This is a genomic window from Heyndrickxia sp. FSL W8-0423 (assembly GCF_038009395.1).
Classification (GTDB): Bacteria; Bacillota; Bacilli; order Bacillales; family Bacillaceae_C; genus Heyndrickxia; species Heyndrickxia sporothermodurans.
On sequence record NZ_JBBPBE010000001.1, the window covers coordinates 2,197,842 to 2,212,618 of the forward strand.

Below are 14,777 nucleotides of genomic sequence, written 5' to 3' on the forward strand. Positions count from 1 at the left end.
CTTAGTTTTGATTTGATAATACATTTTTGTTTTGTGAGGCAAGATATGAACAATAGGCAAGAGGAGCTGAATAAAGTGATTCGAGCTTATTAGGATCAATCATTTTGACTATTTTTCTTCCCGGTTTAGAGTTCATATCTAATATCCAAAGGGATTGATCTTTTGCAATAATAATATCTATTCCTAGTTCAAATAATGGATGGAATTTATCCTCAAGTATTTCCGGGAGGGTTTTTAATATGTCATTTAATTCTTGCTGAATATAATTATGGTTTAAATGGGGTGTGAAATCTTTCAAATTTTGAAAAGAATAAACCTTAGCTCCTGCACTGATATTTGTTAATAATCCATGTTTTTTTCCCGCCCGTATTGCTTTTGCTTTTTCTTCCCATTTCCCTTCCTCATTTTTCTGTAAAAACACGCGAAGATCATATGGTTCATTCATCGAGTTAAAATTATTTAGTCTTGGTTGAATTAAAAAAATTTGTTTACTTAGTAGGCTTTCAAGCCATGAAGTGACACTTGATACATTGTCAAAGAGTTTCTCGATGATATTTCCTTGTTTCGTCGTTCTTATTTTAATTTTTTTATTGATTTCTTGTATCGAGTAAACGGCGAAACCATGTGCTCCATCAATCGGTTTTATAATAATTTCATCATGTTTTTTAAGTTCCTCTAATATTTTTTCAGGACTTGAGGCTTTTTTTGTTTTTGGTAAATAGGGAGAGATTGCAGGGACGTCTTTTAGTGTTTCGTATAATCTCCATTTATTAGGTAGTCCGTAACCGAGAAATTGAATATTTTTATTTGATTTTAACCAAGAAACGATTGATCTGGCTTCTGCTGATTTTCGATCTTCTCCATAGAAGCAACGGTCATATAAATATTCCGGTATTGTAAACTGGTCAACTTCCCATTTGTCGGAAACAGTATCATAGCGCAACCCTTCGACCATTTCCGTCGCAGGTTTAATCGACAATGGAGAAAATAAAAATAAAACAATCTGATATTCTTTTGCTCGTTTAGCCATTTCATCAAAATATGAATTGCTTTCAAAAGGTATCATTGTTAATATTCCTAGTCTTGTCATGTAATGTACTCCTTTCAATCCATAAATTTGTACAATAATTAACGATTGCCTTTGCTGATGGGCGGATTACTAGTGAATCATTGCTATTCTGTTTTGAAGGCTTTGAATTTACTTCTATTAACCACGGCTTACCGCTAAAATCAACACCGATGTCGATGCCAAGCTCGCCAATTAAACCTTCCACTTCACTACTAATGGTTGTAGCGATTTCAATAGCTAATTCTTTCATTAAATCAAGTATTTGTTTTGCCTTTTCTTTTTCAAATAATGTATTAATCATTTTTTCGGGGCGGATGATTGATCCTCCTTGGGCGATATTCGATACAAAGTTTTTTTCTTCAGACAATCTTCCGACTGCGGATGTAATTGTCCATCTATCCTTCAATGTTTTATGACAAAGAAATCGGAAATCTATTTTTCTTTCGTCCACATGTATGAGGGGAATCGTTCGTTGTATAATAAATCCTTTTGATTGAATCCATTTCTTTATTTGGCTCGCTGCTTCACCTAACGTTTCAAATGTATATAACGATTTACTGGAAAAAGAAGTTTGTTCAAGTTGAAAGCGATTGTCTTTCATAAAGTAATGAATAATTTGTCGACCTTGACTCCCTAAATCTGGTTTTAAATAAAAATCATTATACTTTTTCAACCATTGTTGCAAATTTTCTTCAGTAAAAATAATCGTAGATGGCAAATAGGACTGAAGTGATTTTTTTGATAAGAGCATTTCATGGATTTCCCACTTTGAAAAATAACGATCATTAAAGAGTAATAGACCATTATTTTTCCATGTATTTTTTAAACGTTGAAAATTAGGGTTTTTCTCTACTTGTCTAGAATGGATACGATTATAAATGATATCGCAAGTTGGTATTACATCTTCTTCCCAGCCGGTTTGATAATAAAATCCTTTATTTGTAAAACATGATACATTTGTGACAAAAAACAAACCTCCATGCTCTTGACTGTATTCATGGAGTTCTTGACAAAACGTTTGAATAGCAGGGAAGAGTGGTGTCTTTTCTTCAGTCATTTTTATTTCAGTCATAACGGCAACAATGGGACCGAGTATTAAACAATTTTGATGATTGATTGCTTGTAATTTTATTGTTCTCGGTGGAAGATTTAAATGATTTAAGCATGATTGATTTAAATAAATCGTTTCAATATCAGCTTCATTAGTTACGTTACAATGAGCATCGATTTGTTTTTGCCCTATCTGAATAGTTATTTTTTCATTTTCACGAATATAAAATTTTTTAAGTAAAAGACTCGAAATCTCAACGATCGGAAAATCTTCATCTAAAGTGAATGAAGGTTGAATAGAAACTTGGCTTATCATAAACAATCCCCATTTGTAAATCTAGGCTCTTTTGAATTCATCGTATGATATTTAGGCGCATTTGGTTCTTCAATGGGGAAATTAAGTCTATTTCATTGATGGTAAAAAGGATTGCGGGAGGGAATGAACCGTTCCTTTCCGCTCCAATCCACTCTGCGCTTTTAATATTGTTAAAATCAACAATGCCTACTGCTTTTTTGTGTCAGATTCGCATTAATACCCATACTTTGTTATAGTGGTAAAAGAAATTCTTCGTTGAAGGTAAATTTGAGGAGGGTATATTGTGCCAACAAGTTTTTATGATTATGCGTACGAATTAGAGAAAGCATTACGGAAAAGTGAGGAATATACTAGTTTAAAAGCCATGTATGAAGCCGTTCTGAAGGATCCACCTTCAAAAAAGATGTTCGATGAATTTAGAATGATTCAAATGACGTTACAAGAAAAACAAATGACAGGACAGGATATTACAGAACAAGAAGTACAGAAAGCCCAAAGCTTTGCTGCACAAGTTCAACAGAACCCAAAAATTGTAAAGTTAATGGAAGCGGAACAACGTATGAGTATGTCTATTAATGAATTAAATAAAATCATAATGAGACCACTTGATGAACTATACGGATCAATGAATAAATAAGAGTCGGCGAAAGCCGATTCTTTTTTTGTCAATAAGAGGTTATTGCTTTGCTTTTGTTCTATACATTTTGTCCTATTCATAAAACTATAGAAAGGATTATCATTTCATTTAACTGGACATGACATCTGTGAAGGGGGAACACCTATGATCTACAAAATGTTAGCATTAAATATTGATGGTACCTTGTTGCAAGACAATGGACGTTTAAATAAAGCAACGAAAGAAGCAATCGAATTCGCTGTTGGAAAAGGAATAAAGGTGACACTTGTTACCTCAAGAAACTTTTCTTCAGCAACTAGAGTAGCAAAAGAATTAAAACTGGAGACATGCTTAGTTACTCATCAAGGTTCATTTGTTGCAAGTGATTTAGATAAACCTATTTTAGTTAAAAGAATCACCGAGGAAGTAACAAATGATTTAGTACGATTTCTAGAGGCATTTAATTGCCATATTCGGTTAGTTCACGAACGTTATACTATTGCAAATAAGAAAAAACTCCCAACGAATATTATGGGGAAATTGGTCATACAAACGGGTAATCGGAATTCTTATGCCGAATCCTATGTGGATTCCTTAATCGATAAACTGGAGGAAACTCCGGTTTCACCACCAAAAATTGAAGTAATATTTGATAATAATATCGATTTATTTGATGCTAGAAAAGCGATACAAGAAATGTTTCATGAAGTTAATTGTATAGAAAACGATAAACATTTATTAGAAATTGTCCCTCAAGGAACATCAAAATTAAAAGGGGTTTTGTATTTATGTGATCGTTTTAATATCCAACGAGAAGAAGTCGTTATGATTGGTTCGGGTAAAGATGATCTTCCATTGATTGAGTGGGCAGGGCTCGGTGTAGCCATGGGTAATGCATCTGCTAAGTTAAAGCATGCTGCTGACTGGATCACACGTTCAAACAATGAAAATGGCGTTTCTTACATGGTTAAAGAACATTTCCGTAAACAACAACCAATTGAATTTTTGAAGAAAATGAATTTGATTAAATAAATGAGGGGCTAAAAAAAAGGTACTCGATTATTAAGAAGCGAGTACCTTTTTTATTATTCAGCTAGTGTTTGGGTTAGTCGCTTTTCTTTCCATATGACTGAAATACTAAGGCCAACGACCATAATGACAGCCGCGAAAAGATAAGGATAGTGGATATTTACATCAAATAGTATTCCGCCAATCGCTGGTCCGACGATATTTCCTAAGCTCGTGTAAGTTGAGTTCATTCCAGCAACAAACCCTTGCTCTTTTCCTGCTGCTCTTGATAAAAAAGTCGTCAATGCAGGACGAAGCAAGTCGAACGCGAGAAAGATGAAGCAAGTTACGACCAACACTGCCAAAAAGCTTGAGATTACGGTGGACACGACCGCAAATATTGCACCAATAATTAAACAGAGTTGAATTAGTTTCTTTTCACCGAGTTTGTCTACCATTTTTCCAAACAATAATATTTGCACAACAACACCGAAGATTGAGCTTATTGTAATAATGAGGGCAATATCCTTCGGCGTAAAGCCAAATTTATGATCAGAAAATAGGCTAAAAACAGTTTCATAAGCCGATAAACCGAATGCCAGTACAAATACAAGTATAAATGCAATAATGTAAATTGGATTAAGCGATCTTTTTAAATCACTGAAAAAGTTTGTTTGCTTTGCATTAGCAGAAATTTCTGCAAGCTGTTCCTTTGTTAATGATTCTTTTAAAATAAACATTGATAAAATGCATGCTATAAAAGCAATAGCTGCCGCAAAGAAAAAAGGCATACGTATACCATATTCGCCAATAAAACCACCGATGCCAGGTCCGATAATAAAGCCAATACTAATGGCAGCGGAAATATAGCCCATCGCTTTTGGCCGTTCCTGAACGGATGTAATATCTGCAACATATGCAGTAACGGCTGGCATAATAAAAGCGGCACTAAATCCCCCTAGTATCCTGGATAAATAAAGTACTGATACATGCGTACCTAAACCAAAGATAAGTTCCGCAATACCAAAAAGAAATAAGCCAATGATGATAATTTTCTTTCTGCCGTAACGGTCAACCCATTTCCCAGATATTGGTGACATAATCAGTTGCGCCAACGCAAATGCCGCGACAAGATAACCCATCGTTTTCCCCGATAAATGCATGATATTAATAAAGGATGGCATAACCGGGATGATGAGACCAATTCCGAGAAATGCAATGAATATATTGCTTAGAAGAATAAATAATACTGTTTTTTGTTCTTTTATTGTTTTCTTCATGTATTAACACCTCTTTTTAGTAAAAAAATCAATGATGTGAAATTCCTCTCCAAAATACTGTCCAAGAGGCTTCTAATTTATCCATCAGTCGTTTTTCATCATTACCGTAAACAAGTTCCAACATAATGGAATCGACAACTCCTAAGAATGCTAATGTCGGAGTTTTTGCTACATCTCCAACAATTACGTTGGCATCAATCCAATCCTGAAATTTACTTTCCAACAGCGCCTGCACTTTCTCTTCGAGGTCAATTACTTCTATTTCAATTGCTTTCGCAAGATGTGCAGGAGGAAAGAAAGACATACGCAGCCAAAACTTTAAATGTTCATTTTTTTGAAAAAGATCGATTCCCAATTGTAGATATCCGTATAAATCTTTTTCAGGATTTTGTGAACCAATTTTACTGAAGTACTTTAGCTTCGAAGATAGCTCAACCTCTTTTGCATCCCGTAAAACTTGGAGAAAAAGATCATCCTTTCCTTTAAAATGGGCGTAAATGGATTGCTTTTTCATGCCAACTTCCTCAGCTATTAGAGAAAGGGAAGCTCCCTCATAACCATGAATAGTGAAATATTTTAGAGCTGCCTCTTTAATTGCATCACTTGTCATTGAAATCACCTCTTAATTAACGAACGTTCGTAAGTTATATTAACAAATTAAAAAAATATTAGCAAGTGGAAAGCTTACTTTAATTACTTTTTTTGTTATGTTAAGGTTCATCGCTGATTTTTATACAAATTCTTAGTATATGAAAGTCAAATTTTTAATATTTTTTATTGTGAATGAATAGCCATTCAGTTATGCTTATAGTAATGAAAACTAATCTGGAGGGAGAAATAAAAATTGTCAATTTATCATACGCTTGAAATAGAACAAACAGGAAATATAGCCTATATTCGCTTCAATCGACCGGATTCATTAAATGCATTAAATACTCTTTTAATTAAGGATTTAGTAGAATGTTTAAAGGAAATTACTTTGAAAGAATCAATAAAAATTGTTGTTTTACAAGGAAAGGGGAAAGCGTTTTCTTCTGGAGGAGACATTAAAGAGATGCTCCAAATACACGGTGAAGAACCATTTTTTTCTGCGATGGATCAAATTAATGAACTGATTTCGACACTATATAATATGCCGAAATTAACAATCGCAGCAATTGAAGGGGCTGCAGCAGGTCTAGGTCTAAGTATAGCTTTAGCAACAGATTATATCATCTCTGATATAAATAGTAAGATTGCCATGAATTTTATTGGGATTGGTTTAATTCCAGATGGGGGAGGACATTTTCTTCTAAAACGGAGAATCGGAGAAAATAAAGCAAAACAACTGATTTGGGAAGGAAAAGTGCTTTCTGCCCAAGAAGCACTAGAACGCGAATTAATTGATGAAATAACAGATAATTTACCGGAAGCATTAGAAAGAAAACTTCATCAATGGAATGCCAAACCATTACAAGCGATGATTAAAACAAAAAAAATATACACTGAATTGAAACGGCAAAATTTGCTTAAAGCTTTGGAATTAGAAAAACAAGCGCAATGGAAAATGAGGCAAACGAAAGATCACCAAGAAGGAATAAAAGCTTTTGTAGAAAAAAGAAAGCCGAATTTTATCGGGGAGTAAGAAAAGCGGAAGCGCTGGAGCTGGACATTGCAGGACACTTTGTAAGACTGATGACATAAAAAGTTTATACTTTCTTTTCTTTTAAAATAAAGCACCCACAATGGGTGCTTTGTTTTCTTTATCTATGAAATAAAATTAATTTACCTTGTGATGATGTACAACGATGCGTTTTTTCAATCGCACCTTTTTCTTTCAGTAACGTTTCCCCTTTTGACTTTGCCTCGTTGTCATTTGACGCTTCAAATGATTCATCAAGTATTTTCTCTCCATTTGGTTCAAAAGCAGTTAATTTATAAATCCCCATAATAAACTCTCCCATCTTTTTAAATATTAATGCACGTGTTGGTGTTGCATCTCTCTTTTTGCATCAATGATACGATTAACGGTATACCCTGCCGCTAATATAAAGATTGTAATAAGTGCTGAAATAATATATGTGATTGGTCCGTGAGAAATATTTAAAAGCTGCAAAAGTTTTTCATCTTTCATTAACATTTCTCCGGCAGTCCATGCAAGAATTCCTGACCCAATATATGCAATCCAGCTAAATCTATTCATAGCTTTAACAATCATTTTTGATCCAAAGATCATAACAGGAATGCTAATCGCAACCCCTGCAGCGATTAAACCTATGTGATTATTTGCAGCACCTGCTAGCGCTACAACATTATCCAAGCTCATAATGGCATCGGCTAAAATGATTGTTCCAATCGCTTTCATCACACCGCTTTGTGATTTTACATGAACGTCTTCTTCTCCACCGATAAGCACTTTAAAGGCAATCCAAAGAAGTAAAAGTCCGCCGACAATTTCAACATAAGGAATTTTTAAAAGTTGAACGATAATAATGGCAAAGATAATCCGTAAAATAACCGCTCCGCCGGTTCCCCAGAAAATAGCTTTATTTTGTTGTTCTTTTGGTAGATTTCTTGTCGCCATTGCAATAACAACAGCATTATCACCAGAAAGAATAATATCAATTGCAATGATTTTTAATAATACGATAAGTGCACCTGAAGAAAATGCGAGACCGATAGGAAAAAAATTTTCCATTGTTAACCCCTTCCATTTGGTAGATAAGAATCTATTAATATCTTATCATATAATTCATCATATTTGATAGAAAATCACAAGTCGGTAATGGAAATAAAAAAATATTTGGAACTTTTTTCTTACGTGGTCGTATAAGAAATAGGTATGCAATGAAAAGATATATTTATCAATAGGGGGGTAAAAAATTGTCACTGTCTTTAAGTCATGTTACAAAAAGATTCGGGTCATTTACCGCGGTCAATGATCTATCCATTACGATTCCGGAAAAAGAAATGTTTGGTTTTTTAGGTGCGAATGGTGCCGGAAAAACAACGACCTTTCGGATGATCTTGGGATTAATGGATGCAAACGAAGGAAGTATTACTTGGAATGGAAAAAAGATTGACTATTCTACAAGCCCTTTTATCGGTTATTTACCAGAGGAAAGAGGCTTGTATCCGAAGCTCAAGGTAAAAGATCAGCTCGTCTATTTAGCTAGATTAAGAGGAATGAGTAAGCAAGACGCACTAAATGAATTGACAATTTGGCTCGATCGATTTAAAGTTCCAGAATACATGGACAAAAAGGTAGAGGAATTATCCAAAGGGAATCAGCAGAAGATTCAATTTATCGCAGCTGTTTTACATAAGCCAAAACTATTAATTCTCGATGAACCATTTAGTGGCCTTGATCCGGTAAATGTAGAAAGTTTAAAGTCTGCAGTTACGGAATTAAGAGATAATGGCTCAACAATTGTTTTTTCAAGCCATCGAATGGAACACGTTGAGGAACTATGCGAAAATTTATGCATTATGCATCATGGAAAGCCTGTAGTCCATGGGGGATTAAGAGAAATAAAAAAATCTTTCGGTAAGAAGAATATAACGATTCATGCGGATTTTGACTTAACATTTTTAGAAAATTATCCTGGAGTAGTTAAAAGTAAAAAAACAGCTGAGGGCGTTCTTTTACAAATTAGTAATGAAGATTCGGCTCAACAGATTTTAAATGAAATCAATGGGAAAGGATTTATTCGTAAATTTGAATTAGAAGAGCCGTCCTTAAATGATATATTCATTGAAAAGGTAGGTGCTTCTTATGAATAGATTTGGAATTATGCTTGGTCATGCATATATGTCTAAATTAAAATCTAAATCATTTATCATCACAACCGTCATTATGTTAATCGGCGTGTTAATTTTGGGAAATATGAATCGAATAATCGATCTATTCTCAGGAGGGGATACAAAAGATAAAATTGCAGTCATTGATGAATCAAGCACTGTTTTTGATCCTCTTCAACAACAATTAAAATCGATTAATAAAGATATACAGTTAATTAAAGTTGATAAAAGCGAAGCAGATCTACAAAAGGCGGTAAATAATAAGAAATATAAAGCGTATTTAATAATCTCACTTGATCAATCTCAATTACCTAAAGCGGTTTACAAGGCACCTACCTTAACGAATACAGAATTATCCGGTCAGCTAGCGCAAGCATTACAAACGGTAAAAGCAAGTATGGCTGCGGCCCAACTGAACTTATCAGCTGATAAATTGGCCCTTTTAAATAGCCCGGTTGCATTTAAAGAGGTAAGTCTTGAAAACAATGCAAAATCAGCCGAAGAGTTAGCGCAAGCAAGAGGACTCGTATATATATTATTATTTGCTATTTATTTTTCCGTTATCTTTTACGCTTCGATGGTTGGAATGGAAATTGCTACGGAAAAAGCATCTCGTGTCATGGAAATTCTTATATCAAGTGCCTCACCAACACAGCAAATGTTTGCGAAAATTATTGGTGGAGCGTTGCTTGGCTTGACACAAATGGCCTTTTTGCTGGCGGTTGCTTATTTTACAATCAAGCAAAATCTAGGAGAAATGGAAGGTGGATTCTTTGAATTCTTTGGTTTCTCAGATATTAAGGCTTCAACGATCATCTATGCCATCGTCTTTTTCTTATTAGGTTATTTGCTGTTTGCTACATTGGCCGCATTCCTAGGTTCATTGGTTAGTCGGATTGAAGATGCCCAACAAATGATGATGCCAATGACATTTATCGTTATGATTGGATTTTTTATCGCAATGTCCGGATTAAACAATCCCTCTGCAGGCTTTGTAACGGTAACATCGTATATCCCATTTTTTACACCGATGATTATGTTTTTACGTGTAGGTATGCTCGACTTACCATTATGGGTAGGATTATCTGGAGTTGCCGTATTAATTATATCAATTATCATTATGGCGATTATCGGAGCACGGATTTATCGTGGCGGAGTTCTCATGTATGGCAAATCGAATTCATTGAAAAACATAAAAAAAGCATTACAATTATCTAAAAATGAATAACCTTACCAAAACCCCTCAATTTTGAGGGTGTTTTTTTATCCTTTTATATTCACAAAAATCGTTTATAATAGATATAAGAACATATATTCGTTGGTGGTGAGATGATGAAGAAAATTCGATTTATCCATACTGCAGATCTTCATTTAGATAGCCCGTTTAAAGGCTTGCAATATTTACCTAAATCAATTTTTAAACGAATTCAAGAAAGCACCTTTTCCGCATTCACAAAAATAGTCGATAGCGCCATTTCTATGAATGTGGACTTTGTACTAATATGTGGCGACTTATATGATGGTGAGGATCGCAGTATTAAAGCCCAAGCAAGGTTAAGAAGACAAATGGAAAGACTGCAAACAGCAGGGATTGAGGCATTTGTGTTATATGGCAATCATGACCATTTAGGCGGGAACTGGACGACAATTGAAATGCCGCCAAATGTTCATCTATTCTCTTCGGAAGTGGAAATGAAATCATATATTTCGAAAGATGGTGTGAAAGTACATATATATGGGTTTAGTTATCCTGAGAGACATGTCAAAGAAAAGAGAATTAATGATTATAAAAAAATTGATGGAGCTGATCTTCATATTGGCATGTTACATGGTCATTGTGAAGGAAGCAGCACAGCACATCAACCATATGCACCTTTTTCGATTTCCGATTTAATAGAAAAAAAGCTGGATTATTGGGCATTAGGCCATATACATAAACAGCAAGTACTCCATACAGAACATAATCCTTATATCGTCTATCCGGGTAATATTCAAGGAAGACATAAAAAAGAATCAGGAAAAAAAGGCTGTCTTGCCGTGGAATTGTCCGAGCATGAAACAACATTTAAGCAAATAGAAACGGCAGATATTATTTGGGAGAATCTTACCCTTGATGCAACATCGATTAAAACGTTTTCGGATTTATACGGACTTTGTAAAAAGGAAATCGAAAATCTGCGTTTACCGACACAAGGTATGCTTTTACAAATTGACATTGAGAACATTGATGGATTAGAAAAGGATGCTCTTAATAAAATACGAAATGGAGAATTGCTAGAGGTTTTGCAAGATGGAGAAGAATATGAGGAATCCTTTGTCTGGACTTATCGAATAGATTATTTAGACAATCATTTAGTAACGGAAGTTGAATCAGCATTTAAACAAGAACTGGAGGTAACGATAGCTGAATTAAATAGGGTGGAAGTATTTGACGAAGCGACGACCGATTTATTCGGCCACATTCTCAGCAGCAGATATTTGGATACTCTTTCAGAAGAAGAAAAGAAGGAGTTGATCAATGAAGCCGAACAAATGGTTTATGAACTCTTACAATCAAACACTTAGGCTTTTTCTATAGAATTGTTGATTTTAATATAAACATGCTGAGTGGATTGGAGCGGAAAGCAAGTGCCTGCAGCGGAAAGGAACGGTTCAGGTTTAATCCCAATATCAATAAACTCTTAAATGGGGGATGAGAATTGAAAATAAAAAATCTACATATATATGGATTTGGAAAGCTTTCCGATGTGAAGATGAATTTATCTTCTTCAATACAAGTAATTTATGGTGTAAATGAAGCTGGAAAGTCTACACTAATGGCCTTTATTCACGGAATTTTATTCGGCTTTCCTACTAAACAACAATCAGAACTTCGCTATGAACCAAAGGTAGGAACGAAATATGGCGGCAACATTACGCTTGAAACTAAATCCGGTGATATATGGGTTGAAAGGGTAAAGGGAAAAGCAGTAGGGGACGTTACTGTAAGACTTTCAGATGGAACCCAGGGCGGGGAAGAATTACTTAAAGATCTATTAAAACATATGGATAAAGCGTTGTACAAAAGCATTTTTTCTTTCAATATCCATGGAATTCAAGGAGTCAGCCAACTAAAAGGAGAAGACATTGGAACGTACCTGATCGCTGCCGGTACGATTGGAACGGATGCAATTGTAAAATCGGAACAACAGCTCCAAAAAGAACTTGATCGTTTATTCAAGCCGAGTGGGCGGAAACCAGAATTAAATGAAATGCTCCAAACATTAAAAGATCAAGAGAAAGAATTAAAAAAAAGCATGCAATATAATCAAACATACGAAAAATTGCAACTTGATAATCAAAATCTCGTTCAAGATATAAATGAACTACAGGAAAAAGTAGCGGCTTCCCAACTGGAAATTCAAAAATTAGAGCAATTGAAACAGGATTGGGTATTGTTAAAAGAGAGAAAAGAAATTTTACAGAGTTTGAACAACATCGGAGAAGTCACATTTCCAATTGATGGGCTCAAAAGAATGGAAAAGTTGGAAGATCAACTTCAAGTAGCCGCAAATCAATTATACGTTTTAGATGTAAGAAAAAGTGAGTACGAAAAAGAATTGACACAGGTGCTCCCTAATAAATTGATTGCAGAGCACGAAGAAAACATACAATTACTGATTGAAAAATGGCCCCAAATTGTCAAGTGGCAAGAGGAAATTATTAGACGTGAAGAAGAAATCATCAAATGGAATGAACAAAGGAAAGTAATAAAAAGGAAAATTCATATTCACGATATGAGTGATCTTCCTTTTCTCGATTTAAGTATCGATATGAAAGAACGTATTCGATCAGCTACAAAAGACTACTATTATTTAAAATCTCTGCAAAAAGAATTAGACAAACAATTAGAAATAGAAAATAGAAGACTTCAAGAACTTGAGAATCAGTGCATAAATTTAGAAACCGCACTGTTAAATGAAGACGAGTATCGCGCATTATCGGAAAATCAACAAAAATATATAAGTCTCCAAAAGGAATATCAACATCTTCAAGATCAAATGAAGTTCATTAAGCTGGCAAAGAAACCGAAACAAAAGGAAAATTATCTTCCAACTGTTCTTTTTTACCTATTATTTATCGGATTTTTTGGATGGAGTATTTCGACAAATCAATTTGTCTATATGATAGGGGCATTAATTGGTATCATCATTCTCAGCTATTCGGTTTGGATAAATCATAAAAAAACGAATGAACATAATGTGAGTCAGAAAAATCATGTATTAGAGGCAGAAAAGATTTTAACAGAAATGAATAAAATAGGTGATAAGGGACAGTTATTTGACGAACAACAAAAATTGCGACAACAATGGAAAGGGCTCGTTCTCGAAATCGAAAATCAACAGACCCGCTGTCAAGAAAAGGAACAGAACGTAACTGTTTGGCAAAGGGATTGGAAGAAGGTTGAAGAGGAGCTAGGAAAGATTAAAGAACAACTTGGTTTGCAAAAGGATTTCTCTCCGGAACAGCTTTCCTATGCGTTTGAATTACTTAATGAATTGGCAGCACTTGATAATCATTTAAAACGTTCAGAGTCACTAAAAACCGAATTACTTAAGAAAGTTGCCAATTGGGAATGTGATTTAAAGGACATATTAGGTATCCTTCAAATCGATGGATTATCAACTGAAGAAGGAATCATCCGTCTCAAAAATAGTTTATTGAAAGAAAGGGAAAATAAACTGATTTACCGTGAAATCATCAATAAAAATGAAGATGTAGAAACCGAGTACTTAAAATGGAAAAATGAATACAAGGCAATTGAAATAGCAATTAAAGATCTTTTACATGAAGCGGGAGTGGAGAACAACGAAGATTTTCGAAAACGTGGTAAGGATTATGAAGAAATTCAATCCCTCCAAGCAAATCTCAAAATGATAAATAACAAAATAAGTATTGAAAATATATCGATTTTTGATCAGTTTTCTTCGCTAAATGAGGTGGAGGAAAAGTTGTCAATCAATAAAAATAATGTAAAAAATAATAACGAAAAACTTTCTCAACTTCATAAAAATCTAGCTGCAGTAAAGTATGAGATCGAGCAGCTGGAGGATGGAGGAACATTTACCGAGAAATTACACGAATTCTATCGATCGAAATCCATATTTAATGATAAAGCAAAAGAATGGGCAAAAATTGCCTTGGCAAAGGAAATCATTCATCGGACGATGGAACGGATGAAAAAGGAACGCTTCCCAAAGGTGTTGGAAAAAGCGGAGGAATTTCTTAATTATCTTACTGATGGTGAATATATTCGCCTTTTCTTAAAGCCGACAGGTCAATTTTTAGTTGAAAGAGTTGATCAGTTGTCTTTTGAACCCGATGAATTAAGTCAAGCAACTGCTGAACAAGTGTATGTTGCGTTGCGACTGGCACTTGTTGAAGTATTACAAGACGAGTATCCATTTCCGCTTATTATTGATGATGGTTTTGTTAACTTTGATAATGAACGAACGAAACGAATTGTACAACTTTTATTATCTAGAAGCCAAACCTCACAAATATTATATTTTACATGCCATCAACATATATTGCAGTTATTTCCTCAAAAAAATATCTATATGCTTAATGAGGAACATCGTTATTCCATGTTAAAATAGGACACATGCTATACTTGTA

Annotated in this window: 13 protein-coding genes; 7 read left to right on the plus strand and 6 right to left on the minus strand. The window is 34.4% G+C overall.

Annotation, left to right across the window (positions count from 1 at the left end; translation table 11 throughout):
* Position 1 precedes the first annotated feature (1 nt).
* Both MKY81_RS11130 and MKY81_RS11135 read right to left on the minus strand, forming a co-directional pair.
* Positions 2–1,090: a YheC/YheD family endospore coat-associated protein gene (locus tag MKY81_RS11130; RefSeq protein WP_341117802.1), complete on the minus strand. Its 1,089-nt coding sequence runs from the start codon at positions 1,088–1,090 to the stop codon at positions 2–4.
* Positions 1,053–2,435 carry a YheC/YheD family endospore coat-associated protein gene (locus tag MKY81_RS11135; protein WP_341117804.1) on the minus strand — a complete coding sequence of 461 codons (1,383 nt, stop codon included), beginning with the start codon at positions 2,433–2,435 and terminating at the stop codon, positions 1,053–1,055. Before MKY81_RS11135 ends, MKY81_RS11130 begins: the two co-directional genes overlap by 38 nt.
* A 283-nt stretch (positions 2,436–2,718) precedes the next feature.
* On the opposite strand from MKY81_RS11135, the gene MKY81_RS11140 reads away from it, so the two are divergent.
* Together MKY81_RS11140 and MKY81_RS11145 are read left to right on the plus strand one after the other, a co-directional pair.
* The gene (locus MKY81_RS11140) at positions 2,719–3,072 is read left to right on the plus strand and encodes a YlbF family regulator (RefSeq protein ID WP_341117805.1); all 354 of its coding nucleotides are present in this window, start codon (positions 2,719–2,721) and stop codon (positions 3,070–3,072) included.
* A gap of 144 nt (positions 3,073–3,216) precedes the next feature.
* Positions 3,217–4,083, plus strand: a complete 867-nt coding sequence (locus tag MKY81_RS11145) for a Cof-type HAD-IIB family hydrolase (RefSeq protein ID WP_108071871.1) — start codon at positions 3,217–3,219, stop codon at positions 4,081–4,083.
* Between the two features lie 53 nt (positions 4,084–4,136).
* On the opposite strand, the gene MKY81_RS11150 is transcribed toward MKY81_RS11145, so the two are convergent.
* Together MKY81_RS11150 and MKY81_RS11155 are read right to left on the minus strand one after the other, a co-directional pair.
* Complete coding sequence (locus tag MKY81_RS11150; RefSeq protein WP_108071869.1) at positions 4,137–5,339, minus strand: MFS transporter; 1,203 nt, start codon at positions 5,337–5,339, stop codon at positions 4,137–4,139.
* A 28-nt stretch (positions 5,340–5,367) separates the two neighbouring features.
* A complete protein-coding gene (locus tag MKY81_RS11155; protein ID WP_066233877.1) occupies positions 5,368–5,949 on the minus strand; it encodes a TetR/AcrR family transcriptional regulator in 582 nt (193 codons plus the stop codon).
* A 234-nt stretch (positions 5,950–6,183) separates the two neighbouring features.
* On the opposite strand from MKY81_RS11155, the gene MKY81_RS11160 reads away from it, so the two are divergent.
* Entirely contained in the window at positions 6,184–6,963 is a 780-nt protein-coding gene (locus MKY81_RS11160) for an enoyl-CoA hydratase (RefSeq protein WP_066233880.1), read from the plus strand.
* A gap of 118 nt (positions 6,964–7,081) precedes the next feature.
* On the opposite strand, the gene MKY81_RS11165 is transcribed toward MKY81_RS11160, so the two are convergent.
* Together MKY81_RS11165 and MKY81_RS11170 are read right to left on the minus strand one after the other, a co-directional pair.
* Positions 7,082–7,267, minus strand: a complete 186-nt coding sequence (locus MKY81_RS11165; protein WP_066233883.1) for a YhzD family protein — start codon at positions 7,265–7,267, stop codon at positions 7,082–7,084.
* 26 nt (positions 7,268–7,293) lie between these two features.
* On the minus strand, positions 7,294–8,016 hold the full coding sequence (locus MKY81_RS11170) for a TerC family protein (RefSeq protein ID WP_107920820.1): 723 nt from the start codon (positions 8,014–8,016) through the stop codon (positions 7,294–7,296).
* Between the two features lie 185 nt (positions 8,017–8,201).
* On the opposite strand from MKY81_RS11170, the gene MKY81_RS11175 reads away from it, so the two are divergent.
* The 4 genes from MKY81_RS11175 to MKY81_RS11190 all read left to right on the plus strand — a co-directional run bounded on the left by MKY81_RS11175 (position 8,202) and on the right by MKY81_RS11190 (position 14,758).
* Positions 8,202–9,101, plus strand: a complete 900-nt coding sequence (locus tag MKY81_RS11175; protein ID WP_066233889.1) for an ABC transporter ATP-binding protein — start codon at positions 8,202–8,204, stop codon at positions 9,099–9,101.
* The gene (locus MKY81_RS11180) at positions 9,094–10,347 is read left to right on the plus strand and encodes an ABC transporter permease (protein WP_066233892.1); all 1,254 of its coding nucleotides are present in this window, start codon (positions 9,094–9,096) and stop codon (positions 10,345–10,347) included. Before MKY81_RS11175 ends, MKY81_RS11180 begins: the two co-directional genes overlap by 8 nt.
* Before the next feature lie 104 nt (positions 10,348–10,451).
* On the plus strand, positions 10,452–11,684 hold the full coding sequence (locus MKY81_RS11185; protein ID WP_107920822.1) for a metallophosphoesterase family protein: 1,233 nt from the start codon (positions 10,452–10,454) through the stop codon (positions 11,682–11,684).
* Between the two features lie 134 nt (positions 11,685–11,818).
* The gene (locus MKY81_RS11190) at positions 11,819–14,758 is read left to right on the plus strand and encodes an ATP-binding protein (protein WP_341117810.1); all 2,940 of its coding nucleotides are present in this window, start codon (positions 11,819–11,821) and stop codon (positions 14,756–14,758) included.
* Positions 14,759–14,777 lie beyond the last annotated feature (19 nt).

Coding starts and splice junctions, on each gene's coding strand:
- MKY81_RS11130 (WP_341117802.1), bottom strand. CDS start 1,090: ATGACAAGACTAGGAATATTAACAATGATACCTTTTGAAAGCAATTCA.
- MKY81_RS11135 (WP_341117804.1), bottom strand. CDS start 2,435: ATGATAAGCCAAGTTTCTATTCAACCTTCATTCACTTTAGATGAAGAT.
- MKY81_RS11145 (WP_108071871.1), top strand. CDS start 3,217: ATGATCTACAAAATGTTAGCATTAAATATTGATGGTACCTTGTTGCAA.
- MKY81_RS11150 (WP_108071869.1), bottom strand. CDS start 5,339: ATGAAGAAAACAATAAAAGAACAAAAAACAGTATTATTTATTCTTCTA.
- MKY81_RS11155 (WP_066233877.1), bottom strand. CDS start 5,949: ATGACAAGTGATGCAATTAAAGAGGCAGCTCTAAAATATTTCACTATT.
- MKY81_RS11165 (WP_066233883.1), bottom strand. CDS start 7,267: ATGGGGATTTATAAATTAACTGCTTTTGAACCAAATGGAGAGAAAATA.
- MKY81_RS11170 (WP_107920820.1), bottom strand. CDS start 8,016: ATGGAAAATTTTTTTCCTATCGGTCTCGCATTTTCTTCAGGTGCACTT.
- MKY81_RS11180 (WP_066233892.1), top strand. CDS start 9,094: ATGAATAGATTTGGAATTATGCTTGGTCATGCATATATGTCTAAATTA.
- MKY81_RS11185 (WP_107920822.1), top strand. CDS start 10,452: ATGAAGAAAATTCGATTTATCCATACTGCAGATCTTCATTTAGATAGC.